Genomic DNA, 26,324 nt, shown 5'->3' on the forward strand with positions numbered 1-26,324 from the left:
ATTATTTCATAAAGAATTTCTGTAAATCAGCCTCTGTCGTATCTTCGCCGATTGTAATTAACTCGGTACCGGTCAGACGCGCGAACATAGCGATGTCATCTCTCGTCAGAGCGGTAGATACAACGGAGTGATGAGCGCCGCCTGCGTAGCACCATGCAGCCGTACCGATCTGGAAGTTCGGTTTATGACGGTACATAATTCTCGCTACCGGAAGTTTTGGCATCGGTTTCGGCTGTTTTACAAGCTCGATATCTGCACAGATGATGCGGAAATGATCGCCCATATCTACCATCGTTACCTGGATACCATCGCCGGTCACGCCGTCGAAGATCAGTCTTGCCGGATCCTCCTTGCCGCCGATACCCAGCGGAATTACATCAATCTCCGGTTTAGTTGCTGCAAATGCCGGCGGAACCTCCAGCATATGGGAAGCTAACTCTAACTCCTGTCCCGGAGTCAGATCGTAGGTGTAATCCTCGATAAAGCCGGTTGCGCCCTCTTTGCCCTCGGACATCTTCATCAGGACTGCAGACAGAGCGGAAATCTTGTAATCACCCTCCGGACCAAAGCCAATGCCTTTGCCCATCAGGTTCTGTGCTGCGATACCCGGAAGCTGCTTTAAGCCGTGCAGATCCTGGAATGTATCAGCGAATGCGCCGATTCCGTTCGCGGAGAGAAATTTTTCCAGACCTACTTCATATTTAGCCTGCTCGCGGACAGAATCAATGCGGTCGGTCTTCATTGTATACTTATCGGTATACTCTTTCATCTTCGCGTCGATCTCTTCCTCGGTTACCTGGTTGATGATGTCAACCAGATCGCCCAGTGCGTAATAGTTGCACTCCCAGCCGTATTTGATCTGGCTCTCTACGCGGTCGCCGTCGGTAACCGCCACCTCGCGCATATTGTTGCCGAAGGAAGCCACCTTTAAGGACTTGGAGTAGGAGATAGCCTTTGCAACGGATGCAAACTGGCGGATCTTTGCTACCACATCATCATGTTTGTAATATCCAGCTACAACCTCATGCGGAATACCCATTCTGGCAACGATGAAGCCGTACTCACGGTCGCCATGTGCGGACTGATTCAGGTTCATGAAATCCATGTCGATCTCATCATACGGAAGCTTCTCATTTGCCTGTGTATGTAAATGAAGCAGCGGTTTTCTTAATTCCTGCAGACCCTTGATCCACATTTTTGCAGGGGAGAAGGTGTGCATCCATGTGATAACGCCGACACAGTCATCATCATTGGAAGCTTTCCGCATATCCTGAATACAGATTTCAGAAGTCTCTACGGTTGGAAGAAGTTCGATCTCTGCCAGATCGCCCACTGTTTCGTTTAAGAATGCAACCATCTGACGGCTGTCTTCTGCAACCTGTTTCAGGCATTCCTCTCCGTATAAGTCCTGGGAACCCACAATAAAGTATAACTTTTTCATTTTAATCTGCCTCCTTGTCATTTTCAATGTATATCCCGAACCGAATTTCCGTTGTTAAACATCACCGGAAACCGGTACGAATACTTCTTTTCCTGCCAATCCGAATCCTCTATCATCCGCAGAAGATTGCGCGCTGTCAGCCGCCCAAGATTGTACTTGGGATGAATCACGGACAAGATCGTGAGATCCCCCTCCTGCACCGGTCCGGCATCATCAAACGATACCAGGGAAATATCTTCCGGCACGCGCAGTCCGCGGTCCTTTAAAAAATCCATATAGCTGCCCGCCACCTCGTCGTTGTAGAGGATCATCGCGGTACAGTCCTTCGTCCGGCGGTACATCCGCTGGAGTCCTTTTTTGCTTAATTTTTCTTCCATATCCCGGGTCGAATACCAGCGGATCCAGTCCTCCTGGAAATCGATCCCGAAATCCGACAGACACTCGATAAAGCCGCGGTAACGCTCGATCCCCTGCCAGTCATCGTATTTGAAAATACCGCCGATCCGGGTATGTCCGTTCTGTATCAAAATCCGCGTCAGCTCATAGCCCGCGCGCGCATCCGACATCTCCACGCTGTCAAACGTCTCATTCTGGTAATGATTGTGAATAAACAGCGTCGGAATATTTCTCCTCCGTATCTCCTTGTAAAGCCGCAGATTCGGATTCGGGAAACTGGAACGTGTCCCCTCGATGATGAGTCCGGACACATTGCGCCCCAGCATCCCCTTGAGATACATGGCCTCATCATTTAAGCGGTTGCGCGTGACCGAAACGCTGATCTCATAACCTTCCTCCCGCAGGACGGACTCGATTCCCTCATACACCTGCGGAAACAGGTAATCTGAAAAATAACTGAGAATCAGTCCGATGCGGGGACGTTCTTCCTTATCCTTCTCCGGCGCGTAGGAAACGTAGGTGCCGCTTCCCTTGACCCGGGCAATCAGCCCGTCCTGCTCCAGGCGGTTGAGCGCATTGCGGACCGTCTGGCGGGAGTATCCAAATTTATTCTGGAGCATATGCTCGGATGGAAACTTGTCCATATTCCGGAGCACCCCGCTCATAATCAGCGTCCGACCCCAGTTGTAGAGCTTCTGATATTTAAGTCCATCCTGATTCCGGCTGCTGTTCTCCCTCATACTGTAACCTCCAGATGTCGCTTTTGTCTGTCCTATTTGATAACCTGCAGGGACTGACGGTCTGCGAATACAGCTACGAATATCAGGAATACAACACCCTGGATGAGCTGCATCATCTGTGTGGTAAAGCCCATCATCGTCAGACCACTGTTCAGGACGATGTACAGAAGAGAACCAACGATGATATTCTCAAAACGTACCTTCGCACCACCGGAAATCGGCATACCGCCCAGTACCAGTGCAATCAGGATCTGGGTCTCAAGCTGGTTACCACCGGAAGAAGTAACCGAACCAACCTTGATAACATTGATAAATGCGGCAAATCCTGTGATCGCACCTGCCAGTGTGTAGATAAGGAACTTCATGCGGTCGGTACGGATGCCGGAGAACATCGCTGCTTTCTCACCTGCTCCGATCGCCTTTAAATAGGTACCAAACTTGGTAAAGCGGAATAAAATAAATCCGATAATCAGGACCACCAACGTACAAGCCAGCTTTAATTCAGTGCTATCGAAGTTGATTAACATCGCAGAGCCGGCTACCGGCGCGTTGGTCGTCAGATATTTGATAAATCCACGGAATAAGAACATCGTACAAATCGTAACGATGAAGGATTTAATCTTGCGGTATACATAGAAGTAACCGTTGATGGCGCCGATCGCTGCACCAACCGCGATACCTGCCACAATCGCCAGTGGAATGCTGGTCTTGGAAACCATGCAGACAACAATCGATGCAATACCAAGAATGGAACCCTGGGAGAAATCCAGACCGCCCATCGTCATGATAAAGAATACGCCGGTTGCCGAAATCATGGTGACATACACCTGGGAAAGTACCAGAGGAAGGTTATTCATCATCCGGAAATTCGTCAGGGCATTGAACATAAGAAAGATGATAATCAGTCCCGCAATCGGCAGAAGCGAACGGATCATCGTCATTTTTGATAACTTTTTGAGCTGCTGCTCTTTATTTTCCGTACTTGTCTTAACTTGATTCTCCATTGCATCCTCCTTATACCATCATCGTGATCAGGCTGTTCTCATCCATCGCCTCATCACGTTCCAGCTCACCGCTGATCTTGCCGTCCTTCATGATAATGATGCGGTCGCACATACCAATCAGCTCCATCAGCTCCTCGGAAATCATGATAATCGATTTTCCATTCTTTCTCATCTGGTTCATTAACTGGTAAATGTCCTGTTTAACCTTAATATCAATACCACGGGTCGGACTGTCGAGAACGACAATATCGGAATCTTTTCCAATCCATCTTGCCAGAACGACCTTCTGCTTATTACCACCAGAAAGCTCCGAAACAAACTGGTTTACGTTTACCATCTTAACGGACATCTGTTTTGCAAACTGGTTGGAAAATTCTCTTAATTTCTTATCGCTCAACAGGTGAATCTTGTTTGCCAGCGAATCCAGGGACGGCAGGCAGATGTTGTCGCCAATGCTCTGGTTTAAAACGACCGACTCATTATCACGATCCTTCGATGTATACGCGATGCTGTGCTTGATCGCGCTCGGGATATCGTTAATCTGCGTTCCGTCTGCCAGCTCTACCGTACCGGTTCTGTCATAGGATGCGCCAAAGATTGCTTTGCCGATCTCATGCATACCGGACTCAGACAGACCGCCAAAGCCAAGGATCTCGCCCTTGTGAAGTTCAAAACTGACATCCTCGATGAGTCCCGGAACCGTCACGTTCTTAACAGAAAGAACGACTTCATCTGATACTTTCTCACCGTAATCTGCACGGTAATAATCACCTGTTACCTCACGGCCTACCATCAGACGTTTCAGATCGTCCTCGGTCACATCCTTGCTCTTGACGGTATCAATGTAAACGCCGTCGCGCAGGATCGTGATGGTATCTGACTTCTCCAGAATCTCCGGAAGGTCATGGGAGATAAAGATGACCGTGTTGCCGCTCTCACGGATGCGGTTCATGTGTTTGTAAAGTTCTTCACGACCTTCCTGGGAAAGTGCCGTGGTCGTCTCATCAATGACAACAATCTTCGGATTGAAGTAGGTCGCCTTTACGATCTCGACCAGCTTCCGGTCCTCGAAATTGTAGTTGTCGATAATGTCTGCCGCCTTGATACGCTCGAAGCCGTACTGTTTCAGAAGCTCCGTCGCCTTTTTATTCATGGCATTTGTATTTTTAATTCCCATATGTACGAACTGATCTTCGTGTCCCAGGAATATATTTTCCGCTACTGTAAGTCCTGACAAGGTTCCTAACTCCTGTACGATGATAGAAACACCCTCGTTGTTGGCTTCTACCTGATTCTTCGGATGAATCTCTTTCCCATCCAGAATGAAGGTACCGCTTCCGATACTGTAGATGCCGGTCAGCATGTTGGTCAGCGTCGATTTACCGGAACCATTCTCTCCGATCAGCGCGTGAACCTCGCCTTTATTGACATTGAAAGACACATTCTGAACTGCCTTCGTGATACCGAAGGACTTGCAAAGATTTTTTACCTGTAATCTTACCTCGCTCATTGCATTTCCTCCCTCGATTTACTTGACAATCTCGCCTTTTTCTGCTTTTGTGGTCAGCGTGATGATAATTAACAGTGCCAGACCCGTGATAACGTCCTGGATCGCTGTCGGTGCGCCCATCGCGATGAAACCAAAGAAAATAATGTTGATAACGAACTCTCCGATGACAATCGCCTGCAGCGGCATACCATATTTCTTAAATGCCAGACCGAAGAAGCATCCCATCGTCGGAACGAAGTTACGGCTCATCGACGCCATACCGGTTACCGCTACCATAGAGGAACCATAGCTGATCGTCAAGATAGCCATAACACCTAAAAATGCGCCACTCAAAATAAATGCAAGCACTTTGTACTTATTGACATTGATACCCATGTTTTTCGCTACGAACTCGTTGCTGCCGATCGCATATGTATAAGTACCAATCTTTGTATAATTTAAGAAAATGTAAGCTGCCACACATGCCAGAAGTGCCAGAATAATGTTCCACGGCATCTGTCCGAATGCACGGAGGTTGGACGGAAGCGTCTGCTCCACGCCGCCTGCGATGTAGTTGGCAACCGACTCATAGATAAGAGCCAGACCCGTCGTTACAATCATGGACGGGATACGGAGTTTTACATAAAAAACACCGTTTAAAAGTCCGACAATCGTACCAGTCAGCACGCTGCCGATGATAAGACCGGCATATCCCATGCCGAAACGAGAGGCAAATACACAGCCTACAATCGCTGAAAGCATGATGTTCGCGCCGATGGAGAAATCGAACATACCCATAACCATAACAAAGTAAAAACCAACAGCGCCAACCGTCGCGATCAGGCTGGCCTGAAAATAACTCAGCATATTAGCCGGAGAACCAAAATTGCCCGGCGTCAGAGCTTTAAAAATCGCCCAGGAAAGCACTACCAAACCCACCAGGATGATATAACCCTTGGCAGTTCCCGAAAGTTTTTTCTTTCCGGTTGTTTCAACAACAGAAGAACCCATATTTTATACCTCATTCATAACTGCTCAGTTTCTTTTTTCTTTTAAAGAAAAGACCGGCATCGCGCCGTGCGATACCGGCCTTTTCTATTACATTCAGCCTCTTAAAATTCTATAATTTGAATCAGTTTCTGAACTAATTAGTTGCCTGCTCTCTGTGCAGCATCCTCGATGGAGATACCAGCTGCAGTTGCTTTCAGGTCATCCAGGCTAAGCTCGGACATAGCTACCAGTTCCTCATCGGTGTATGGAAGCTGATCTACGAAGTACTGCTCATATGCTTTGTAGTCGTCCGGAGAAGATACATACAGATACGGGAACGGAACATCCTCGAAGTTGCCCTCGATACCTGTGTAGTTGCCCTTGATTGCGTTGTAAACCATCATGAAAGCGATAAGCGGATCGCAGTAATGTCCACCGGACTCACCGGCCATAGAACCATTTTCAAGTCTCTCGCCCAGATCCGGAAGGAAGTCTGTGGAAACGATGTCGATATCCTGAGTCTTGCCTGCACGCTCAACTGCTGCGATAGCGCCCTGAAGCGGGTCACCGCCGCCGCCTGCCGGAATCAGTGCATCCAGAGTCGGATCTGCGGACATCAGAGCCTCTGCTGCCTTGGAACCACCCTCAGAAGAAGTACCTGCGTACTGCGGCTCAGACAGTTTTGCCTGATCATCCGGATGCTCTGCGTTCCATTTCTCAACGCCAGCTTTGTAGCCTTCCCATCTGCCAAGCCAGGTAGCGTCGCCCTGCTCCCAGCCGATCAGACCGATGTTTCTGTCGCCCTTGTCCAGAAGAATCTGAACTAATTTTTCACCGTTCTCCGGCTCGTTCTCATGAACAGCGCCGATGTAGTACGGTGATGCGGTTGCTAAATCATAGATATCCTTGCTGTTCTCCTGGCTGATAACACGGAAGAACTGTGCCAGATATACTTTATTGTCATTACATGTCTTAATAGCGGATGTCATCTCTGTATCAGAAGAGTTGCAGATGATGATACCCTGGCATCCTGCTGCTGCTAACTGCTCTACGGATGCGGTAACCTTCTCCGACACATGACCCTGGTCAACATACTGAACCTGAACGCCCAGAGCCTTTGCTGCCTCGTCGATGATCAGCTTACACTGGGAACCAAGTACATCGGTGGAGGACCAGATGGAAACACCGATCTTGATGTCTTTGTTGTCGATCGTCGAAGCTGCTGCCTCGCTTCCTTCTGCTGCAGAAGCATCTGCTGCCTGTGTCGCATTTGCTGCTCCAGAGCCGCCGCATGCGGTCATGCTCACTGCCATCGCTGCTACTGTCATGGATGCAGCGGCACGTTTGAACATTTTTTTCATTCTAACTACCTCCCATAAAATTTTCTTTGCAAGCGGCACCCCAGCCGCACTGCGTTGTTGCTTTTCACAACTTTTTGTAATTTTATTATAGCAATCCAGGACAAATTGTGCAAGTAAATACAAGATCATTTTTTCATAAAGTTGTATTTTATTTTGTAGATTGTTATAAATTTCACGTCCGATTTTGACATTCTTTTATCAAAAATACAAATGATGCATAAATTAAAGCGGCTATTTTCGCTAAATATTTATGCATCATGTATAGGTTCGCTGATTCCCTCTCGAATTATGTCGAATCAGGGGAATACAACTTTATACTGTTTCTGATATGTACTGTACTTTTTTCAGATGTCTTCTTCCTCTTTGCAGAGATATTTCCCGTCACTTTGACTGTTCTATCTTGATGCTGTCATACCAGACATCCATGACAGTTTGTTTGTCTCTGGAAGAGGATTTCTACTTTTTCTTCTTTACCATCGCAAGGATCGACTGAAGCACGATAAAGAAGCATAAGAGTGCCGCGATCGTGATACGGGTCCACCAGGAAGAAAGGGTTCCCTGGAAAGTGATAAATGCCTCGATCGTCGCCTTGATAAGGACGCCAAACAGGGTTCCGAATACATTACCGACGCCGCCGGTTAAGAGCGTGCCGCCGATAACAGAGGAAGCTATCGCATCCATCTCAAAGCCCTTTGCCTGCTCAACGAAGCCGCCCAGCGTATTCAGACAGAACAGAACGCTGCCGACGCCGCAAAGGAAACCGTCCAGGATATAGGCTTTCAGTTTTACCCGGCGCACATTTAAGCCCATCATCAGCGCTGACTGCTCGTTGCCGCCGATCGCATAGATGCTGCGTCCAAATTTCGTATATTTCAGCATGATAAATGCCAGAACCAGAAGAACCAGCGCAATCACAACCGTCGGATAGATATATGGATAAATCATCATGCCTTTTTTGTTGAGATAGCCGCCGAACGGAATATAAAGTTTCATCTTCGCCCATGCCATGAAAGTTTCATTCGTAATACTGATCATGTCCTTGGAAATGATCGCAGTCATGCCGCGGGCAAAGAACATACCCGCCAGGGTAACAATGAATGGCTGGATATCCATGTAGGCAACCAGGAATCCCTGTACCAGACCGAAAACAATTCCGGTCACCAGCACGATGAGAACCGCCGGAACCGCACCGATACCGCCTTTTTCCATCATCCATGCCAACATCATACAGCCCATCGCCACGAAGGAACCGACGCTGATATCGATACCGCCGGTGATCATGACGATCGTCATGCCGATACCGATGACAATCAGACCCGCATTGGAAATAAAGAGGTTTAAGAAGTTCTGTGTCTTGGCAAAGCCCTGTGCATTAAAGAGCACGCAGCCGATCGCGTACATCACGAAGAACAGCAGGATCGTGACAAGAAGCAGGAACGTGTTCTGATTTAATCTCTTCTTTTCTTTCATGATTTATGCCGCCTCCTTTCCTGCCGCGCCCAGTTCTTTTTTCTGTGCCAGAGATTTTCTCCATCTGGCGAATCCCGGTGACTGGAGTGCTACGATGATGACAACCACAATCGCCTTGTAAACCGGAACCTGATCCGAGGATACGTGCATCGCATACAGAGTGGTCGTCAGCGCCTGAATTGTATACGCGCCGATGACGGAACCTGCCAGCGAGAATTTACCGCCGCCGAGGGAGTTTCCGCCGATGGCAACTGCCAGAATCGCATCCAGCTCCATATTAAGACCGATGTTATTCGCATCCGCCGAGTAGATGCGGCTGGAAGCAATCAGACCGGAAAGACCGGAACAGAGTCCACAGTACGCGTAGGTGAGGAAAATAATCATAACCGACTTGATGCCGACAAGCTGGGACGCCCGTTTATTGATACCGACCGACTGGATATACATGCCCAGTGCCGTTTTCTTCAAAAGTAACGAAGTCAGTGCCACAACGACAACCGCCACGATAAACGGGGTCGGAACCGGGAATCCCGGAAGGGAAGCGCCCAGGGTACGGTAGCTGTCCACGCGCACGTATGTGATCTGTCCATCCGTGATCAGCTGTGCGATACCGCGCCCGGCAGTAAACATGATAAGAGTCGCTACCATCGGCTGGATGTTTAACTTTGCAACCAGAAAACCGTTGAAGCAGCCGATCGCCGCGCCGACGATGAGCGCTGCCAGGAAGCCAAGAATCAGCGGATTGGCATATGCAGTTGCTGCGCGCTCGCCGCCGGTTAAGATGTTGCAGCAGACTGCCGCACTGACCGCCATGATCGCACCGACGGAAATATCCGTTCCAGCGGAGGACGATACGACAAGCGTCATGCCGACTGCCAGAATCACCAGCTCTGACGCACGGTTGATGATATCGATTAAGTATCCGTAGAGAACGCCGTTCCGCACCTCGATCGCGAAGAAGTTCGGCGTCGTGACGATATTTACCAGCAATACCAGCGCAAGGCAGAAAATCGGGAGAAACAGCCTCTGCGAGGTAATTTTTTTGAACGTCATATTTTTCATAGCTACTGTCCTCCTGCAATGGTTGACATGATGTTGGACTGGTTCATCTCATCCTCGGAAAGTTCTCCTACCTTTGCACCATCACGCATAACGACCATGCGGTCGCAGGTACGGAGCATCTCCTCGATCTCGGAAGAAATAAACACGACTGCCATGCCCTGTTCTGCCAGTTTTACGACCAGTTTCTGAATCTCTGTCTTGGTTCCGACGTCGATGCCACGGGTCGGCTCGTCCAGAATCAGGAAATCCGGGTTGGTCAGAAGCCAGCGTCCGATGATTACCTTCTGCTGGTTGCCGCCGGAGAGTGATTTGATCGGTGTCTCACGGCTGGCGGTCTTAATCTGCAGCATATCAATGTATTTATCGGTAAATTCTTCCTGCTGCTTGCGGCTGAGCAGGTGGAACATACCGCGTTTTGCCTGAAGTGCCATGATCAGGTTCTCACGCACGGATAGATCCGAGATGATACCCTCGTTTTTCCGATCCTCCGGCAGATATGCCATGCCGGCATTCATCGAAATCAGCGGGTGGCGCGCCGCGATCGGTCTTCCCTTGACGCTCAGCTCGCCCTCATCCGGCTTTTCCGCTCCATAGAGAACACGGACCGTCTCAGAACGTCCCGAACCCAGAAGCCCGGTAAATCCGACGACTTCACCCTTGTGAATCACCAGATCAAACGGCTTTATGTATCCTTTCTTTCCGAGTCCCACCGCCTTGATGACGATGTCCGCTTCGCCGTGTTTCTCCTCACTCTTGGAATCCTTGATCGCTGCCAGATCATCGAAATCCTTTCCCATCATCTTGGCAACCAGCTGGACTCTCGGAAGCTCCGCCGTCGTAAATTGTCCTACCAACTGCCCATTCCGAAGAACGGTGATCTTATCGCAGACTGCATACACCTGCTCCAGGAAATGTGTAACGAATATGATGCCGACGCCTTCGGATTTCAGGCGGCGCATCAGATTAAAGAGCTTTTCTACCTCTCCATCATCGAGGGAGGAGGTCGGCTCATCAAGAATCAATACCTTTGCCGACATATCGACTGCACGGGCGATCGCTATCATCTGCTGAATTGCAATCGAATAATTGTCGATCGTCTGTGTTACATCTGCATGTATGTCAAGGTCCTGCAGCAGTTTGCTGGCCTTTTTATTCATTGTTTTCCAGTCAATCAATCCGCCTTTTCGCGGTTCGCGTCCGATAAACAGATTCTCTGCAACCGTCAGGTTCGGACAGAGATTGACTTCCTGATACACGGTGCTGATGCCCCGGTTCTGTGCCTCCTGCGGGCTGCGGTTGATGATCGCATGATCGCAGCCGTCTATCATGATTTCCCCTGTTTCAAACTCCTCTACACCCGTCAGGACTTTGATCAGCGTGGATTTTCCTGCGCCATTTTCCCCCATCAGGGCATGAATTTCGCCTTTTTTTAAGGTAAAATCCACATTCTGCAGAGCTTTTACACCCGGGAATGTCTTATAAATATGCCTCATCTCAAGAACGGAATCCTTTTCCATAAAAGCTTTGCCTCCTTATTTTTTGAAAAAGAAAGCGCAGGGACGGAAACCTAAGCCTCCAGCCCCGCGCCTCCTGATTGCCAAGTGCCTGCCGTCCGCCGAAACCTCCGGTCTGACACTCATTCACTTACGGTCAAAAGCGATTGCCTGTCCGATTATTAACATTTAAAAATACCATTCAATAGCGAATTAGTAAGCTCTTGTCTTTAAGATTTCTTCCAGATCCATGCTTGTATCGAAGTATGCTTCGTCTACGTACTGAATCTTCTCAACCTCTTCGCCTTTTTCCAGTTTCTGGATGATTTCAGCTACACGCGGACCATGAAGCGGGTTGCACTCGAAGGTTGCGTTTAAGTTGCCAGCGATCATGGACTCGAAAGCTGCCTTTACGGAGTCAAAACTTACAACGATGATGTCGCCGTCCGGACCACAGGTCTTGCCTGCTGCCTTGATAGCATCGATGGCACCAAATGCCTCGTTATCATTCTCACAGATAACAACGTCGATGTCATCATAGCTCTTTAAGAAGGACTCCATAACTTCCTGTCCTTTTGCCTGGGTGAACTCACCAGACTGTCTGTCAAGCATCTTCCAGTTGGAGTGCTCTTTCAGCTTGTTGTCCATACCTTCCGTACGGCCAACCTGTGCGGATGCACCGATGGTACCCTGAATGGTAACCATGTTGATCTCTTCGTCGCCGCGTCCCTGATCCTCTAAATATTTAGCCAGCCAGTCGCCGCAGGTCTCGCCTTCTTTTACGAAGTTTCCGCCTACCCATGCCTCATACAGGCTGTCATCAGAAAGCTGCATCTGACGGTCAGAAAGGATAACCGGGATACCAGCCTCTTTTGCTTCTTCCAGAACGGTCTCCCAGCCAGTCTCAACAACCGGAGCAACTACGATGTAGTCAACACCCTGCTGGATGAAAGAACGGATTGCCTTAATCTGATTTTCCTGTTTCTGCTGTGCATCGTCGAAAATCAGTTTGTAACCATTTTCCTCAGTAAATGTAGATTTGAAAGATTCGGTGTTGGCTGTTCTCCAGTCAGACTCAGCACCAACCTGTGCATAACCTACGGTAATCAGATCGCCGTCTGCTGCCGCTTCTTTCTCTTCGCCCTCTTCTGCTGCCTCTGTATCAGCCGGAGCTGCTGCCTCCGTCTCTTTCTCAGCCGGATTGCTTGTACAAGCGGTCATGGATAACGCCATTGCTGCTGCTAAAGCTGCGGACACTAATCTTTTTCTCATACTGTTTCCTCCTTATAAGACCCAATATATTTGTTTTTGCGTATTTATTATAACAAAGCACCCCGCATCATGGATACGGGGCATCTTTGGAAAAAGGTATATTATTTTTTTGAGATGTTTGTCGTTTTCTGTGTTTTTCCAGGTGTACCCTTAAAAAAATACAATTTTTTTTGAAAAAGTTATGATTTTTTTTGATTTCCCAAATAAACCTTAAAGCAGGTGCCGATATTCTTTTCAGATTCAACCAGGATCTCAGCCTGATCGCCATAATACATCTGAATCCGCTGCACCACATTATGTAGCCCAAATCCGCCGCTGCCGATGGGGGCAAGTTCCTCTTCCGGCTCCAGGGTCAGCTTGGCACGCACGGCGGCAAGTTCCACCTCATCCATGCCAATCCCATCGTCCTCCACCTCAAAGACAAGCCCGTTCCGATCCTCATAGCCGCGGATCACAATGCATCCGCCGCCGCGCTTATTTTTGATGCCGTGGTAGAGGGCATTTTCCACCAGCGGCTGCAGCAGCATTTTCAGCACAATCCGGCGCCGGATAGACGGCTCGATCTCGATCGAATAGTCGAGAATGTCCTCGTACCGGATCTTCTGAATCTTTAAATAGCTCCGGATGTGTGATTCTTCCTCCTCGATCGTGATGAAATCGCGCCCGCCCGATAAAACCGTGCGGAAAAAGTCGCTTAAATCCGTCGTCATCTCCACGACCTGGCGGTTGTTGCCGCCCTCTGCCATCCATACGATCGAATCAAGTGTATTATAGAGGAAATGGGGACTGATCTGCTCCTGGTGGAGGCGCAGCTCCAGCTCCCGCAGGTTCTTCTGCTCCTGCCTCGTCTTATCAAGCAGCCGCCGGATGCGGTCGCTCATCTGGTTAAACGCCCGTGCCAGCACGTTAATCTCTTCCAGCCCGCCCGGTCTCGCCCTCGCATTCAGGTTCCCGCGGCCGAGCTGTTCTGCCGTCCTCTGTAACTGCTGCAGCGGTTCCGTGATGGACTTCGTGATCGTAACTGCCAGAAACATACCCACCACCAACACCACCAGAAGAAGCGCCAGATAGCTCTGCACCTGATCCGCCATCTGCACCTTCAGTTCTTTCTGAAGCTGCTCCATGTTGATCATTTCATAATAGGTATACTGCGTAATGTAATCCTGAATCATCGAGCAAAGACCCTGGATGTCATTCTCCCAAATATTGACATTTTCATCGTAATATCCACCGGCGGCGGCATTTCCAATCATTTTATCCACTGCCCGCTCCAGGGAATCCAGACAGGAGAGGATACCTCTTATCTTGATATCACAGTCCGACCCCGGTTCCCGCTCGATCGTCGTTCCGAACGCCTGTCTCGCCGACGCAATCAGGCTGTGGGGATTCTTGACCACCGTCGCATACTTCGTCTCGCCCTCGACAATATCTCCATTTTCGAACTGTTCCGCGTCGATCAGCCCGATCATAACACGGTACATCGAATACTCCATATCCGATTTGAACTTTATGTTGTACTCATTCGCCGTCTTTAGATTCGCCAGAATCGCGTCATAGGAAGCAGAATAGGAGGCGATCATCTTCTGGAACCCGAGCGCCATGCCTGTTAATGGAATGGCAATCACGAAGAGGAGAAGGATCAGACGGGCGCGGAGAGAAAGAGGGCGATATGGACGGGCAGCGGATAACGAATCAACGCCCGGATCCTGATTTTTATTCAACTCTGCCATCTCTTCTGTTTTTCCAATCTGCCCCTGCTCCACTCCCATATCTTTCCTCCCTTTTTGAACACCTATGTACTTTCGGAATCTTTCTGTGCTTGATTTTGTGAGATGATTTTTTGTCAGTTGTGCCCAAATTTCTGAGGCGTACGCGGTACGTACGTTGATGAAATTCGGGTGCAGCTGGCGGAAAATCAGCCACAAAAGCAAGTGCAGAAAGACTCCGAGAGTACATACCTTCCTTACTCCTGCCGCGTCTGGCTCGCCTTATACTCTTTTGGCGACTGCCCCATCGCTTTTTTGAACGCCGCGCTGAAATAGTGTGAATCGTTGTATCCCACCTGCTCCCCGATCTCAGACGTCCGGTAGGAGGTGCATTTCAAAAGTTCACATGCCCGTTCCATCCGCACCTGCGTCAGATACTCCACAAAAGACTGCCCCGTCTCCTGCTTGAAAATCGAACTGAAATAGCTCGGACTGACGCCAATATGCGCGGCAATCCGGTTCAGCGACAGGTCGCTCTGGCTGAAATTTGCCCGGATATATTCCTTTGCATCCCGGATCACGCTGCCATAACGGTCGTTCGATGCCCGGTCACGCGCCTGCAGGGCAACCGTAAACTCATCGACCAGATAGGCTTTCGTCATCTCCACGCTCTCGATCACCTTCGGAACCCGTTTTATGTCAACCGCACTTTCCGGAACCTCCGGCGGCTCCGCTTTCAATTTCTTCAAAAACTCCTGCACACAGTAAAAAATATCCATCGTCATATACTGACGCAGCAAGAGCGATTTGTAATTATGTTCACCGATCGCTGCAAAATACTCCTCGACAAACGGACTGCACTCTTCGACTGAGCCGAGCTTTAAAAAATCGTTGATGAGCTTCCGGTCAACGCCGCTATAATCCGTTTTGTCCAGAAATTCCGTATATTTTTCGTAGCTGACAAAATACCTCTCCAGAAGCTTTGATTTTTCCCTCTCTTCCCGGATCTCGTCCGCCGCCTTTTTCAACGCATCGATGAGTCCCGCCGAGGATACCGGCTTCAGCAGATAATCGCTGATTCCTATCTTGATCGCCTCTTTTGCATATTCAAATTCATTATAGCCGCTGAGCACGATGATCCGCGTGCGCGGAAGCGCCTTTTTCACCAGACGGCTCAGCTCCAGCCCGTCCATAAACGGCATCTTGATATCCGTTACCAGAATATCCGGCTGTGCCTTCAATATCAGCGGATACGCGTACTCGCCGTCGCCCGCCTCCCCCGCAAATTCAAATCCGTGGCTCGCCCAGTCAATATTATCCCGTATACCGTGCCGGATGATCACCTCATCCTCTACCAGAAACACCTTTACCATGGTTTTCCCCCCTGGACTCCATTTTTCTCTGTCCTTTTTATCCATTTGCCCGAATACACCCGTTTTTCATTTCCGTCCAGACGCCATTTTGCCGGCTGAAAATATTCACGCCTTACTTCTTCTCACTCACTTCATACAAATCACTCCGCCGGTTTTCCAGCGACGGAATCTGCTTCCGTATCTTCTCCAGATAATCTAAATCAATCTCCGCATAGGTGATCCCCGGTGCATCCTTTGACCGTGCAATCACCGTTCCCCACGGATCTGCCACCAGGCTGTTGCCGTATGCCGCATATGCCGGTTTCTGTCCAATCTGTCCCGGTGCCACGATGTAACAGCCGTTCTCGATCGCCCGCGCCCGCAGAAGAACCTCCCAGTGATCCTTTCCCGTCGGCATCGTAAAGCTCGCTGGAACAAAGATAACCTGCGCCCCACGAAGCGCCATGAGCCGGTAAATCTCCGGAAAACGCACATCATAGCAGATCGACATTCCAAAAATGCCCAGCTCCGTCTCCACCGTCACAATCGAATCGCCCGGTTTGACCCGGTCCGACTCCCGGTACGGCGTGCCGTCCGCCAGCGTGATGTCAAACATATGCAGTTTGCTGTATGTCGCCAGAATCTTCCCCTCCGGCGAAATCAGCACACTCGTATTTGCCGATCGTTTTTCCCCCGGAAGTGCCTGCGTGATACTGCCCCCGTGAATATAGACGCCGTGTTCCTTCGCTTTCGCGCAGAGGCGCTCGGTCGTGTACCCCGGAATTTTCTCGCGTCCGCCGCCTTCACCGATATTTTTGCCGATCAGATTCATCACCTCCGGGAAACAGATAAGCTTCGCCCCTTTTGCCGCCGCCTCGTCAATCCAGGCGCATGCCGTCTCCAGATTCTTTCCTTTATCATTCTGTGTATCCATCTGCATCAATGCCACTGTATATCTGCGTATCATAAATACCCCCTGTATCCTGTCTATAAGCGCTTTTTTCTCCACAATTACCTATTACCTATATTTTATTATAGCATCTCTTTTCCACACGGGTCAACCAATGCAAGGCGCTTCTCACACAACCTGTAACCCGGCTGTTACTGTACACGCATACGTGTCCAGTAACGGAATTTGCCGTGGCTTCGCATTTCAATACGGCAAATTCCTGCTGCCACCACGTTTTCTTACGGCACTTTCGGTTCCAAAAGTGCCTACCCGTATACAGTAACCCGGCTTTTCACTTCCGCATATTATTAAAGTAAGGATGTTTCAAGGAGCGTAACTGTCCCACTGATACACAGTTACCCAGGTATTTGCTTATGCCGCCCATTCTGGAAGTTTCCGGGATTTCCTACTCCTACCACACGATATCCGGGGAGACGAAAGCCCTTTCTGATATATCATTTCAGGTAGAAACCGGCGAATTTATCGCCATTGTCGGACCGTCCGGCTGTGGAAAATCCACGCTGCTCTCCTTAATCAGCGGGCTCCTGCCGCCGGAAGAAGGTTCCATTCTTATAAATGGGGTTCCGCTCTCGAAAAGCCAGTGCCGCATCGGTTATATGCTGCAAAGCGACCAGCTTTTCGAGTGGAGGACGATCATCCAGAATGCTGCCCTCGGGCTGGAAATCCAGAAAAAAATGGATCATGCCGCGGAAGACCGCCTCCACCGGCTCTTAAAAATCTACGGACTGGAACAATTTGAGCATTCCCGCCCCTCCGAACTATCCGGTGGAATGCGCCAGCGCGCCGCCCTGATCCGGACACTGGCGCTGGAACCGGAGCTTCTGCTTCTCGACGAACCATTTTCGGCGCTCGATTATCAGACACGCTTAACCGTCTGCGACGATATCAGCACCATCATCCGGGAGAGCCGCAAAACAGCGATTCTGATCACCCACGACCTCTCCGAAGCCGTGAGTGCCGCCGACCGCATCCTGGTTCTGACTAAACGCCCCGGAACCATCTGCCGCATCCTGCCGGTTACCTTCCCGCTGTCCGCTAACCGACCGCTGGAACGCCGGAATGATCCGGCTTTTTCTCTTTATTTCAATGAACTATGGAAGACACTGCAAGGGGAGGGCAAAAAGTATGAAATGTAAGAAAGAATCCACCGCCCAGAAAGCCTACCTCCGCCGCCAGCTCCATCGGCGCCGTCTGGTTCTCTTCTGCCGGATTTTCTTATTCGTTTTCTTTTTAATCTGCTGGGAAATGAGCGCCCGACTGGGGCTCATCGACGCGTTTATTTTCAGTTCCCCGTCACGCACCGTGCGCTGTTTCCTGCGGATGATGCAGGACAAAAGCATCCTCATCCACACCGGCGTGACGCTCTATGAAACGCTGATCAGCTTTACACTGGTCATCCTCTGCGGGCTGATCGGCGCGGTTCTCCTCTGGTCGAGCCGGAATCTTTCAGAGATTCTGGAGCCGTATCTCGTCATGCTCAACAGTCTGCCGAAATCCGCCCTCGCCCCGATTCTCATCGTCTGGCTTGGGAGCAACATCCGCACGATCATCGTTGCCTCCATCTCGGTCGCTGTCTTCGGCTCGATCCTGACACTCCACAACGGATTTTCCTCGATGGATCCCGACCAGATCAAATTAATCCGGTCCCTCGGAGGAAACCGGATTCATATTTTAACCAAAGTCCTGCTGCCAGGCTCAATCCCGCTGATTCTCGCCAACATGAAGGTCAACATCGGTCTCTGCCTGGTCGGCGTCATCATCGGTGAATTTCTCGCTGCCAAACAGGGACTCGGATATCTGATCATCTACGGCTCACAGGTATTCCAGATGGATATGGTTGTGATGAGTATTATTCTTTTATGTATTATGTCTGCGGCGCTATATCAAGCAGTAGGAATACTGGGAAAATTTCTACAGCAGCAATATCACCAGCATTAAAGCAATCTGTCCACTGCTTCACGTTTGCTGTTCTTAAGCGCCTGCATTTTTCCGCATCCTGTTCCCGCCAAAGCCTGTTTCCTGCCGCTTTTCTTTCCTGCATCTTGTAGAAACCTTGCAGGGAACAGACTTTACAGCTTCTGCTCCTTCTCCAGCTTCTCTGCTTCTTCCATCTCCTCTGCCGCCTCGACTGCCGTCTCCTCCGGAGTCTCGCTTTCAAGCGGAGCCGTACCGACCGCGATAAAGGTTCTCGCAGCCGCCAATGGCAGAAAGCCTACATAGGCGCTGTAGATGCCGAACTGACCGACCGCCCACGCTCCGAGTACCACGCCCAGGAAAAAGCTGATGATCGTATAGGTATAAAGAATTGCTTTTCTCTTAAATTCCTTATCCTTTGTCAGACCGTACTGCAGCCAGCCAAGCACCGACTGTTTGAAGTTGTTCGTCATAAAGATCGTCGCACTGTTAAATCCGTCGGCACCGGAATAGACGCCCCACTGAAATGCGGATGCAAAGAAAATCGGATAAATTCCGACCAGCGCTGGTTCAAGCGGCAGCATCGACGCCAGTGCCAGCGCAGCCGCATCCACCCAGAGGGCAAGTTTCCGCATGTTTATCTTCGTAAAGTTCGTGAGCAGATATGCGGATGCCACGCCCAGTCCAAACAGCACCAGCGCAGCCAGACGCAAAAGGACGTTAAACCATTCCATCGATACCAGTTCCGCTCCCATCTCCATCAGGTTGCCTGTCTGAGCAGAGCCAAAGTTTCCGACATGAAGCAAAATCGCATAGGCTCCGAGAAATCCCCCGACCAGGGATATATTCCAATGAAGGATCGCATCCAGGCGATCCCGAATCACTTTCTGTACCATACCATTACCGCCTTTCGCGGTTGATTGTATCGCGCGGCGGCTGGATCGTCAATGACAATTTACAAAAAATTACCATTTCTATCATAGACATTATCTATATAATAGCAAAAAAACAGCCCCTGCCACACGACAGGGACTGCCTTTTATATTAGACTCTAAGAGTTAAGCTCTATATCTAATAATATGTAACGATTCACATTCGATTATTTATCTTCTGCGATACGTTTTTTGTTGATGTCTTTCCACATCTCAACGTCTACGCCCTTCCAGCAAAGCTTATCCGGGTTGTAGTACGGGTCTTTCTTTGCTTTCATCTGCTCTTCGTAGTCTTTGTACAGTGCAAATACCTTCGGAGACAGAAGCAGTACAACTAACATATTGATCCATGTAGATCCACCCAGTGCCAGGTCGGAAAGGTTCCAAGCCAGACCGGAATCGATATTGCCCCAGATGAAGATAAGGATAGGCATAACAATCTGCATAATTCTGATAACCACTTTACGGGTAGCTGCTTTATCATCGCCCTGGAACAGGTAAAGAACCGAAGTCTCGCCCTCGTAATAGTAGCTGATTAAGCAGGTAAAGGAGAACAGAGCCAGCATGATAGCAATGAACAGAGGAGCAATACTTCCCATAACGGTGCTGCAGGCATTCTGAACGAAGATAACGCCATATGTTCCATCTGCTGCTAACTGAGCCATCTGATCGTGCATTGCACCGGTACCACCGATGTAACCAAACTGTGTATTGTAGCATCCGCTTAAGAGCATCATCAGACCAGAAGCGGTACATACGATAACGGTATCCAGCCAAACACCAGCTGCGTTTGCCATACCCTGTTTGATCGGGTGGCTGGTCTCTGCTGCTGCGGCGGTCGGCATGGACTCACCCATACCAGATGCAGATGAGAATGTGCCTCGTTTAACACCCTGCTGGATAGCGATACCAACGCCGCCGCCCAGAAGAGCTTCTTTGGAACCAAATGCACAGGATACAACCTGAGCGATAACGCTCGGAATCTGACCTGCGTTTGCGATTAAGATAACGACTGTTGCAATCAGGTAAACGCCTACCATCGGCGGAACCAGCATAGATGCTACAGAACTGATTCGTTTAACACCACCCATAACTACAACTGCCATAGCCAGTGCGATAACCAGAGCCGAAATCCACATCGGAATACCTAAAGCGTTCTTAAATCCATCGCAGATTGTATAGGTAGCTGCTGCCGGCATGAATAATACAACGCCCAGTCCGAAGAATGCTGCATAGAAAGTACCATAAGCTTTCCAGCCAAGACCTCTCTCAGCACAGTAAGCACCACCGCTTCGATACTGACCATCGATACGGTTCTTATAAAGTACGGATAATGTACACTCAGTAAAGCAAACAGCAGAGTTTGTCATACCAGCGATGATCATCCAGAAGAGTGCACCAGGACCGCCCATGTAAAGAGCTACGGCTACACCGGCTACGTTACCGGTACCAACACGCATCGCCATGGTCGTACAGAAAGATGCGAATGAAGAAATACCGGATTCAGACTCCGACTTATCAATGATTCGGCTCCACATATCTTTGAAATGAACAAACTGGAAAAAGCCGAGACGGATTGTAAAGTATAAACCACTACCAACAATCAGAACTAACATTCCAACGCCCCAAATGGGTCCGTTCAACATACTGACGATGTTGTTAATTGCTTCCATATAAAGTTCCCCCTTTATTTGATGTAGTGCCGCGCGCTGGCTAAGCAAGTTTTTCAATTCGCTCAAAAAACTTCTTGCTTTTGAAAAAATTATATCACTAAAGTGAAATTTGTTCAACAAAATTATTTGAATTTATTATGCAGAATTTTCATGATATAGCACAGAATCATGAATTCCTCTGTTTTTTTCATGAAATAAATTGCACTTTTTCGAGCGTCAATTAGTATAAATGCACAAGATATCATGATATTTTATCTACAACTGCGCCATTTTCCGTTAGACTCCCGTTCAGAATTTTGTCCATTTTCTTTCGGAGTTTCATGAATTTTGTTTACCATTTGTTTATTTTTTAACTTTTTGTGTGTTTCATTTAGATGAATTTTTTATGTTGTATTTGAGATCGTGGGCATATTTCTATCTTTTTCTCCCATTTCTTTCACGAATATGATATACTAGGGACACTTGGCAGAGCCCTCGGAATGAATGTCCGCCGCACACGCACCCATGTAATCCGCCCGGATATTCCGTATGAATCAGATTCGTATTCTACATAATTCTTACAAATCTTCTCATCCTCCTTTGGTATCTGTCAGCTCTGTACATTTTATGAATCAGACCGAACGCTTATTACGAAAATGGAGGGAGTATTTTTTGGATCTCAAAGATATGCGGCTTTTTTTAGCCATTGCAGAAGAAAACAACCTGACGCGTGCCGCCCAGAAAAACGGTTACACACAGTCGGCGGCAAGCCATATGCTGCGAAATATTGAAACAGAACTCGGGTTTTCCCTGTTTTCGCGTTCCCAGAGAGGACTTGCCCTGACGCGGAACGGCGAGGCACTGCTTTCCCCGATCCGGCGGACGCTGGCAGCGGCGGAATATTTTGATCAGACAGCTGCCTCCATCCGGGGTGTCCAGACCGGGCACATCCGGATCGGCGCTTACTTAAGCGCTTCCGTCCAATGGCTGCCGCCCGCCCTCAAAAAGTTTCTTACCGATTACCCGGATATGACCGTGGAAGTGCTGGAGGGGTGTTCACAGGAGATTGAAGGATGGCTGGAAAATGGCTCCATCGATTTCGGCATCGTCGGTCCCCACCCGGACGGAAAGATGGACTGGCTTCCCCTGAAAAAAGAGCCCTACCTGGCTGTCTGCGCGAACGATTCCCCTTATGCAGAATATGAGCGCTTTGACTTAAAAGATCTCCCCAAGGTTTCTTATATAGAAGAAAAAGGTGAAAACGACCTGCTGCGCCAGTTCCAGCAGCTCGGCATCGCACCGCCCAAGCCAGTGTTTACCTCGCAGAACACCTACTCCATGCTCGCGATGGTCAGCCACAACCTGGGGGTCTGCATCCTGCCGGAGCTGGTCGTCCGCGATATTTCTAAAAATGTTGTCCGGCTGCCGCTCAATCCGCCGATGGAGCGCGTGCTCGGCGTCCGGATTCCGTCAGCCAAAAAAGCTTCCCCAGCTGCCAGCCTGCTGATCACGCAGCTGCAGCGGACAGTGTTTGAGTTGGAAGGACCACTTTTATAGTCAGATGCTTTTTAGAAACTTAAGATGAAAGTTTTGGGAAAAGAGGAGTCATTCGAATATGAATTTTCAATCAATGGAATATTTTGCCGCGGTTGCGAAAAACCGCAGCTTCACTAGGGCCGCCGATGCGCTGCATATTACCCAGCAGACATTAAGCGCCCATATCGCCGGAATCGAGCGGGAGCTTGGATGTCCGCTCCTAATCCGTCACATCCCGCTGGAGCTTACCTATGCGGGGAAGGTATTTCTGCGCTATGCAACGGAATTTAATACAAAATATGACTGTATGCTTCACGAATTTGGCGATATTTTAAATAACCAGACAGGAAAACTGCGGATCGGCATCGCATTCACGCGCGGACACGCCATCATGCCGGAGCTGATCGCCGCCTTTCAAAAGGAATATCCCGGCGTGGATGTGGAACTCGTCGAATCTTCCAACGATGTGCTGCAAAAATACCTGCTGGACGGCACAATTGATCTGGCGATCGCCAATTTTTCAGTTCGCATTCCCGGCATCATTCTGCGGGATTTCTATGAGGAAGAGATGGTTCTCATCGTCTCCACTGCCCTGCTGCAGAACATTTACGGCAAACAGACCGAAGCCATTATCCAGGAAGTCAGCCGCCATCACCGCTACTCCCTTCTGGCTCCATGTCCGTTTCTCCTAAACCGTGAACATGATCTAGTCGGACGCATCGGGCGGAATATCCTCGCGACAGACAACTTCGTCCCCTCGGTTCATGCCTGCTCTGACAACATCGCTACCCTGCTTGCCCTCTGCGCGATGGGAAAAGGTGCCTGCATCAGCCCAAAAAACCTCGCATTTTCTATTCTCAGCAAGGAACAGCTGGATACACTCCATGTCTTTACGCTCGGGGAAGAAGCGCGGTACCCGATCAAATTTGCGTGGCTGGAACAGAGCTATGAGTGGAATATGATTTCACGGTTTATTGAATCGTCGCTGAAATGCACTCATTAAAAACAGGGGAGACAGCCTCACACACACCGCTGTCTCCCCTGTTTATTCCCCAAATGGTCCCTGTGCGCCTCGGCGCACGCCTCTTATTCATCTACCAATGTAATCTGTACCCTTTTCCCCATCGCCGCTGCGATCTTTACCATAAAATCCAGCGACGGATTGTAGCTGCCGCTCTCGAAGCGGGTGATATTCGGCTGGGAAATCCCCGCCTTTCTGCCAAGCTCCGTCTGTGTCATGCCGTTTAACTTACGGTTCTGCTTAAATCCCTCGATCGTCGCCTCCCGCGCCTCCTGCTGCCAGCGCTCCATCCACTGTCTGTATTCCGCATCCGTCTGAAACGTCTCCGGAATCCTGTTTGCGTTTTTCATTGTGCTACCTTCTCCTTTTCGAATCTGCTCTGCCGCGGCGCCACCCTCCCAAAGCTCGCCGCTGCCGTCCTCTATAGAATACCATCTTTCCACCCTATAAATCAAGGTATTTCCCTGTAACGGTCCACCGGCAATTACTTTAGATCGCCTTTTCCCCTAAAACATACGATTCGCGCGCTCTGCCACTTGAAAGCAATGCCTCTCTTCTGGTATAATAGATGGACTTATGCAAACATCTGCCTGACCGCTTCCAATCGGCGGACTCCCAGATATTTGCGGCAAATCTTATATAATGTTTGAGGAGTTACAATTTCATGGAAAAAAGAGAATCTTTCAACAGTAAGTGGGGCTTCATCCTCGCCTGTATCGGCTCAGCGGTCGGTATGGGAAATCTCTGGATGTTTCCCACCCGCGTCTCCCTGTACGGCGGCGGCTCGTTCCTGATCCCGTACTTTATCTTCGTCGCCCTGATCGGCTCCACGGGTGTCATCGGGGAAATGTGCCTGGGACGCGGCACCCGCTCCGGTCCAATCGACGCGTTCGGCGCTGCCTGCGAGACACGCGGCAGGCGCAAACTGGGTGACGCGCTCGGTTTCATCCCGGCAGCCGGTTCCCTCGCGATGGCGATCGGCTATACCGTCGTCATGGGCTGGATCCTAAAATATGCCATCGGAGCCTTTACCGGTGCCACGCTTGCCCCGGCCGACACAGACGGTTTTGCCTCTGCTTTCGTCTCGATGGCGTCCGCATTTGGAAACAATGGCTGGCAGCTTGCCGCCCTCTTCTTCTGCATTCTGATTCTGATGTTCGGCGTCGGAAGCGGAATCGAGAACGCCAACAAGCTGATGATGCCGGTATTCTTCATCCTGTTTGTCTTTTTAGGCATCTACGTGGCATTCCAGCCGGGTGCGATGCAGGGCTACCGCTACATTTTCCGCATCGATCCTGAGATCCTCGCAGACCCAAAAACATGGATTTTCGCACTGGGGCAGGCATTTTTCTCCCTGTCCGTCGCCGGAAATGGAACCTTAATCTACGGTTCCTACCTCTCCGATGAGGAAAACATCCCGGCATCTGCCGCGCGGGTTGCCCTGTTTGATACGATCGCCGCGATTCTCGCCGCCCTCGTCATCATCCCGGCAATGGCAACCACCGGTGCAAAACTTGATCAGGGTGGTCCGGGACTTCTCTTCATCTACCTCCCGAACCTCATCCGCTCAATGCCGGGCGGTACGTTGATCGCGATCATTTTCTTCGTAGCCGTTCTCTTCGCCGGGATGACCTCCCTGCTCAACCTCTACGAAGCACCGATCGCCACCGTCCAGGAAAAACTCCACCTCGGCCGCGTCCCTGCCTGCGCGGTTATCGGTATCATCGGAGCTGCCGTCTCCCTGTTAATCCAGGGCATCGTCTCCGACTGGATGGACGTCCTCTCCATCTACATCTGCCCCCTCGGCGCCGGACTCGCCGGAATCATGTTCTTCTGGGTATTCGGAAAAGACTATGCAGAAACGCAGGTCAACAAAGGCCGCGAAAAGAAATTTTCAAAATGGTTTGTACCGGTGTGCCGCTATATTTATATTCCGGTATGTGCGCTGGTATTAATATTAGGCATCGCATTGGGCGGTATTGGATGATATGAAAAAGAATGTGCCTTGGCACATTCTCGCGGAGCGTTTTTTATTTCTTAGGACGCAATTTCCTATGAAATAAAAAAATGATTGACAAATCTCATTTCCGCGCTATAATAAGAACTATCATTCAAAACCTACAAAACAAGTAGGAAATATATTTTTATAATCGTTTATGAATTTTAAGGAAAGGAGGAAACCATCATGAGAACATCTTATTCAGTTATGTCTGCTATGTGTTGTTGTATGGAGTGTATGTGCTGCTGTTGCTGTGACACTCTTACTTTTGTTGTGCAGACAGATAACTGGATGATATCTTCATGAGGTTTTTCTCATCTTGCTTTCACTGGAAAGTGATAGATACAATCCAATTTAGGAGGTCTGGACAACCAGACCTCCTTTTTTGTACCCATTTATATTTCAGTATGCAAAATTAAATATTTATATTGCATCCAGATATATCATTCGTATAAAAAACGCGACACATACAGAAGTCATTTTTCAGCAATTATCCCTTAAAAATGTGCTTCCCCAGATAAACA

21 protein-coding genes are annotated in these 26,324 nt (G+C 49.4%); 5 read left to right on the forward strand and 16 right to left on the reverse strand.

Annotated elements, in window-relative coordinates; translation table 11 throughout:
* Window position 1: 1 nt before the first annotated feature.
* The 13 genes from araA to DXC57_RS10240 all read right to left on the reverse strand — a co-directional run bounded on the left by araA (window position 2) and on the right by DXC57_RS10240 (window position 16,743).
* Window positions 2–1,441 (reverse strand): L-arabinose isomerase, encoded by a 1,440-nt coding sequence (gene araA / locus DXC57_RS10180; RefSeq protein WP_118652434.1) that lies wholly within the window; start codon window positions 1,439–1,441, stop codon window positions 2–4.
* A 23-nt stretch (window positions 1,442–1,464) separates the two neighbouring features.
* A complete protein-coding gene (locus DXC57_RS10185; protein WP_118652436.1) occupies window positions 1,465–2,577 on the reverse strand; it encodes a GntR family transcriptional regulator in 1,113 nt (370 codons plus the stop codon).
* 32 nt (window positions 2,578–2,609) lie between these two features.
* On the reverse strand, window positions 2,610–3,581 hold the full coding sequence (locus tag DXC57_RS10190) for an ABC transporter permease (protein ID WP_107000586.1): 972 nt from the start codon (window positions 3,579–3,581) through the stop codon (window positions 2,610–2,612).
* Window positions 3,582–3,591: 10 nt separating this feature from the next.
* Window positions 3,592–5,091, reverse strand: coding sequence for a sugar ABC transporter ATP-binding protein (locus tag DXC57_RS10195; protein ID WP_118472222.1), 1,500 nt, complete (start codon window positions 5,089–5,091; stop codon window positions 3,592–3,594).
* An 18-nt stretch (window positions 5,092–5,109) separates the two neighbouring features.
* Window positions 5,110–6,081, reverse strand: a complete 972-nt coding sequence (locus DXC57_RS10200) for an ABC transporter permease (RefSeq protein ID WP_107000588.1) — start codon at window positions 6,079–6,081, stop codon at window positions 5,110–5,112.
* Window positions 6,082–6,218: 137 nt separating this feature from the next.
* Window positions 6,219–7,421 (reverse strand): sugar ABC transporter substrate-binding protein, encoded by a 1,203-nt coding sequence (locus DXC57_RS10205; RefSeq protein WP_118652438.1) that lies wholly within the window; start codon window positions 7,419–7,421, stop codon window positions 6,219–6,221.
* A gap of 456 nt (window positions 7,422–7,877) precedes the next feature.
* Window positions 7,878–8,891, reverse strand: a complete 1,014-nt coding sequence (locus tag DXC57_RS10210) for a sugar ABC transporter permease YjfF (protein WP_107000590.1) — start codon at window positions 8,889–8,891, stop codon at window positions 7,878–7,880.
* A gap of 3 nt (window positions 8,892–8,894) precedes the next feature.
* Window positions 8,895–9,953: an ABC transporter permease gene (locus tag DXC57_RS10215; protein WP_118652440.1), complete on the reverse strand. Its 1,059-nt coding sequence runs from the start codon at window positions 9,951–9,953 to the stop codon at window positions 8,895–8,897.
* Window positions 9,954–9,955: 2 nt separating this feature from the next.
* The gene (locus DXC57_RS10220; RefSeq protein ID WP_117796236.1) at window positions 9,956–11,470 is read right to left on the reverse strand and encodes a sugar ABC transporter ATP-binding protein; all 1,515 of its coding nucleotides are present in this window, start codon (window positions 11,468–11,470) and stop codon (window positions 9,956–9,958) included.
* Between the two features lie 189 nt (window positions 11,471–11,659).
* Entirely contained in the window at window positions 11,660–12,718 is a 1,059-nt protein-coding gene (locus DXC57_RS10225; RefSeq protein WP_118652442.1) for an ABC transporter substrate-binding protein, read from the reverse strand.
* A 179-nt stretch (window positions 12,719–12,897) separates the two neighbouring features.
* Complete coding sequence (locus DXC57_RS10230; protein WP_118524079.1) at window positions 12,898–14,487, reverse strand: histidine kinase; 1,590 nt, start codon at window positions 14,485–14,487, stop codon at window positions 12,898–12,900.
* Window positions 14,488–14,681: 194 nt separating this feature from the next.
* Window positions 14,682–15,797: a helix-turn-helix domain-containing protein gene (locus DXC57_RS10235; RefSeq protein WP_118652444.1), complete on the reverse strand. Its 1,116-nt coding sequence runs from the start codon at window positions 15,795–15,797 to the stop codon at window positions 14,682–14,684.
* A gap of 112 nt (window positions 15,798–15,909) precedes the next feature.
* Window positions 15,910–16,743 (reverse strand): carbon-nitrogen hydrolase family protein, encoded by an 834-nt coding sequence (locus DXC57_RS10240; RefSeq protein WP_118652446.1) that lies wholly within the window; start codon window positions 16,741–16,743, stop codon window positions 15,910–15,912.
* A gap of 356 nt (window positions 16,744–17,099) precedes the next feature.
* Here DXC57_RS10240 and DXC57_RS10245 point away from each other — a divergent pair, with 356 nt between their 5' ends.
* Both DXC57_RS10245 and DXC57_RS10250 read left to right on the forward strand, forming a co-directional pair.
* Window positions 17,100–17,882 carry an ABC transporter ATP-binding protein gene (locus DXC57_RS10245; protein WP_118652448.1) on the forward strand — a complete coding sequence of 261 codons (783 nt, stop codon included), beginning with the start codon at window positions 17,100–17,102 and terminating at the stop codon, window positions 17,880–17,882.
* Window positions 17,872–18,684 (forward strand): ABC transporter permease, encoded by an 813-nt coding sequence (locus DXC57_RS10250; RefSeq protein WP_118652450.1) that lies wholly within the window; start codon window positions 17,872–17,874, stop codon window positions 18,682–18,684. The genes DXC57_RS10245 and DXC57_RS10250 overlap by 11 nt, the downstream gene beginning before the upstream one ends.
* A 131-nt stretch (window positions 18,685–18,815) precedes the next feature.
* Here DXC57_RS10250 and DXC57_RS10255 read toward each other — a convergent pair whose 3' ends face one another.
* Entirely contained in the window at window positions 18,816–19,556 is a 741-nt protein-coding gene (locus DXC57_RS10255; protein ID WP_118652452.1) for a YoaK family protein, read from the reverse strand.
* 203 nt (window positions 19,557–19,759) lie between these two features.
* Window positions 19,760–21,265: an alanine/glycine:cation symporter family protein gene (locus DXC57_RS10260; protein WP_118652454.1), complete on the reverse strand. Its 1,506-nt coding sequence runs from the start codon at window positions 21,263–21,265 to the stop codon at window positions 19,760–19,762.
* A gap of 651 nt (window positions 21,266–21,916) precedes the next feature.
* On the opposite strand from DXC57_RS10260, the gene DXC57_RS10265 reads away from it, so the two are divergent.
* A complete protein-coding gene (locus DXC57_RS10265; RefSeq protein ID WP_182457284.1) occupies window positions 21,917–22,801 on the forward strand; it encodes a LysR family transcriptional regulator in 885 nt (294 codons plus the stop codon).
* Window positions 22,802–22,859: 58 nt separating this feature from the next.
* Complete coding sequence (locus DXC57_RS10270) at window positions 22,860–23,783, forward strand: LysR family transcriptional regulator (RefSeq protein ID WP_118652458.1); 924 nt, start codon at window positions 22,860–22,862, stop codon at window positions 23,781–23,783.
* Between the two features lie 83 nt (window positions 23,784–23,866).
* Here DXC57_RS10270 and DXC57_RS10275 read toward each other — a convergent pair whose 3' ends face one another.
* Window positions 23,867–24,151, reverse strand: a complete 285-nt coding sequence (locus tag DXC57_RS10275; RefSeq protein WP_022360005.1) for a helix-turn-helix transcriptional regulator — start codon at window positions 24,149–24,151, stop codon at window positions 23,867–23,869.
* 314 nt (window positions 24,152–24,465) lie between these two features.
* Between DXC57_RS10275 and DXC57_RS10280 the strand changes: the two genes are divergently transcribed.
* Window positions 24,466–25,788, forward strand: coding sequence for a sodium-dependent transporter (locus DXC57_RS10280; RefSeq protein WP_118524073.1), 1,323 nt, complete (start codon window positions 24,466–24,468; stop codon window positions 25,786–25,788).
* The last annotated feature ends 536 nt before the right edge of the window (window positions 25,789–26,324 follow it).

The sequence above is a fragment of the Clostridium sp. TF06-15AC genome, from assembly GCF_003481165.1.
Lineage (GTDB): Bacteria > Bacillota > Clostridia > Lachnospirales > Lachnospiraceae > Otoolea > Otoolea fessa.

What these genes read in the sequence shown, in the direction of transcription:
- DXC57_RS10225 (WP_118652442.1), bottom strand. Translation starts at nt 12,718, where the DNA reads ATGAGAAAAAGATTAGTGTCCGCAGCTTTAGCAGCAGCAATGGCGTTA.
- DXC57_RS10260 (WP_118652454.1), bottom strand. Translation starts at nt 21,265, where the DNA reads ATGGAAGCAATTAACAACATCGTCAGTATGTTGAACGGACCCATTTGG.
- DXC57_RS10230 (WP_118524079.1), bottom strand. Translation starts at nt 14,487, where the DNA reads ATGGGAGTGGAGCAGGGGCAGATTGGAAAAACAGAAGAGATGGCAGAG.
- DXC57_RS10270 (WP_118652458.1), top strand. Translation starts at nt 22,860, where the DNA reads ATGAATTTTCAATCAATGGAATATTTTGCCGCGGTTGCGAAAAACCGC.
- DXC57_RS10185 (WP_118652436.1), bottom strand. Translation starts at nt 2,577, where the DNA reads ATGAGGGAGAACAGCAGCCGGAATCAGGATGGACTTAAATATCAGAAG.
- DXC57_RS10240 (WP_118652446.1), bottom strand. Translation starts at nt 16,743, where the DNA reads ATGATACGCAGATATACAGTGGCATTGATGCAGATGGATACACAGAAT.
- DXC57_RS10245 (WP_118652448.1), top strand. Translation starts at nt 17,100, where the DNA reads ATGCCGCCCATTCTGGAAGTTTCCGGGATTTCCTACTCCTACCACACG.
- DXC57_RS10235 (WP_118652444.1), bottom strand. Translation starts at nt 15,797, where the DNA reads ATGGTAAAGGTGTTTCTGGTAGAGGATGAGGTGATCATCCGGCACGGT.
- DXC57_RS10280 (WP_118524073.1), top strand. Translation starts at nt 24,466, where the DNA reads ATGGAAAAAAGAGAATCTTTCAACAGTAAGTGGGGCTTCATCCTCGCC.
- DXC57_RS10215 (WP_118652440.1), bottom strand. Translation starts at nt 9,953, where the DNA reads ATGAAAAATATGACGTTCAAAAAAATTACCTCGCAGAGGCTGTTTCTC.
- DXC57_RS10250 (WP_118652450.1), top strand. Translation starts at nt 17,872, where the DNA reads ATGAAATGTAAGAAAGAATCCACCGCCCAGAAAGCCTACCTCCGCCGC.
- DXC57_RS10195 (WP_118472222.1), bottom strand. Translation starts at nt 5,091, where the DNA reads ATGAGCGAGGTAAGATTACAGGTAAAAAATCTTTGCAAGTCCTTCGGT.
- DXC57_RS10205 (WP_118652438.1), bottom strand. Translation starts at nt 7,421, where the DNA reads ATGAAAAAAATGTTCAAACGTGCCGCTGCATCCATGACAGTAGCAGCG.
- DXC57_RS10255 (WP_118652452.1), bottom strand. Translation starts at nt 19,556, where the DNA reads ATGGTACAGAAAGTGATTCGGGATCGCCTGGATGCGATCCTTCATTGG.
- araA (WP_118652434.1), bottom strand. Translation starts at nt 1,441, where the DNA reads ATGAAAAAGTTATACTTTATTGTGGGTTCCCAGGACTTATACGGAGAG.
- DXC57_RS10190 (WP_107000586.1), bottom strand. Translation starts at nt 3,581, where the DNA reads ATGGAGAATCAAGTTAAGACAAGTACGGAAAATAAAGAGCAGCAGCTC.
- DXC57_RS10275 (WP_022360005.1), bottom strand. Translation starts at nt 24,151, where the DNA reads ATGAAAAACGCAAACAGGATTCCGGAGACGTTTCAGACGGATGCGGAA.
- DXC57_RS10210 (WP_107000590.1), bottom strand. Translation starts at nt 8,891, where the DNA reads ATGAAAGAAAAGAAGAGATTAAATCAGAACACGTTCCTGCTTCTTGTC.
- DXC57_RS10200 (WP_107000588.1), bottom strand. Translation starts at nt 6,081, where the DNA reads ATGGGTTCTTCTGTTGTTGAAACAACCGGAAAGAAAAAACTTTCGGGA.
- DXC57_RS10220 (WP_117796236.1), bottom strand. Translation starts at nt 11,470, where the DNA reads ATGGAAAAGGATTCCGTTCTTGAGATGAGGCATATTTATAAGACATTC.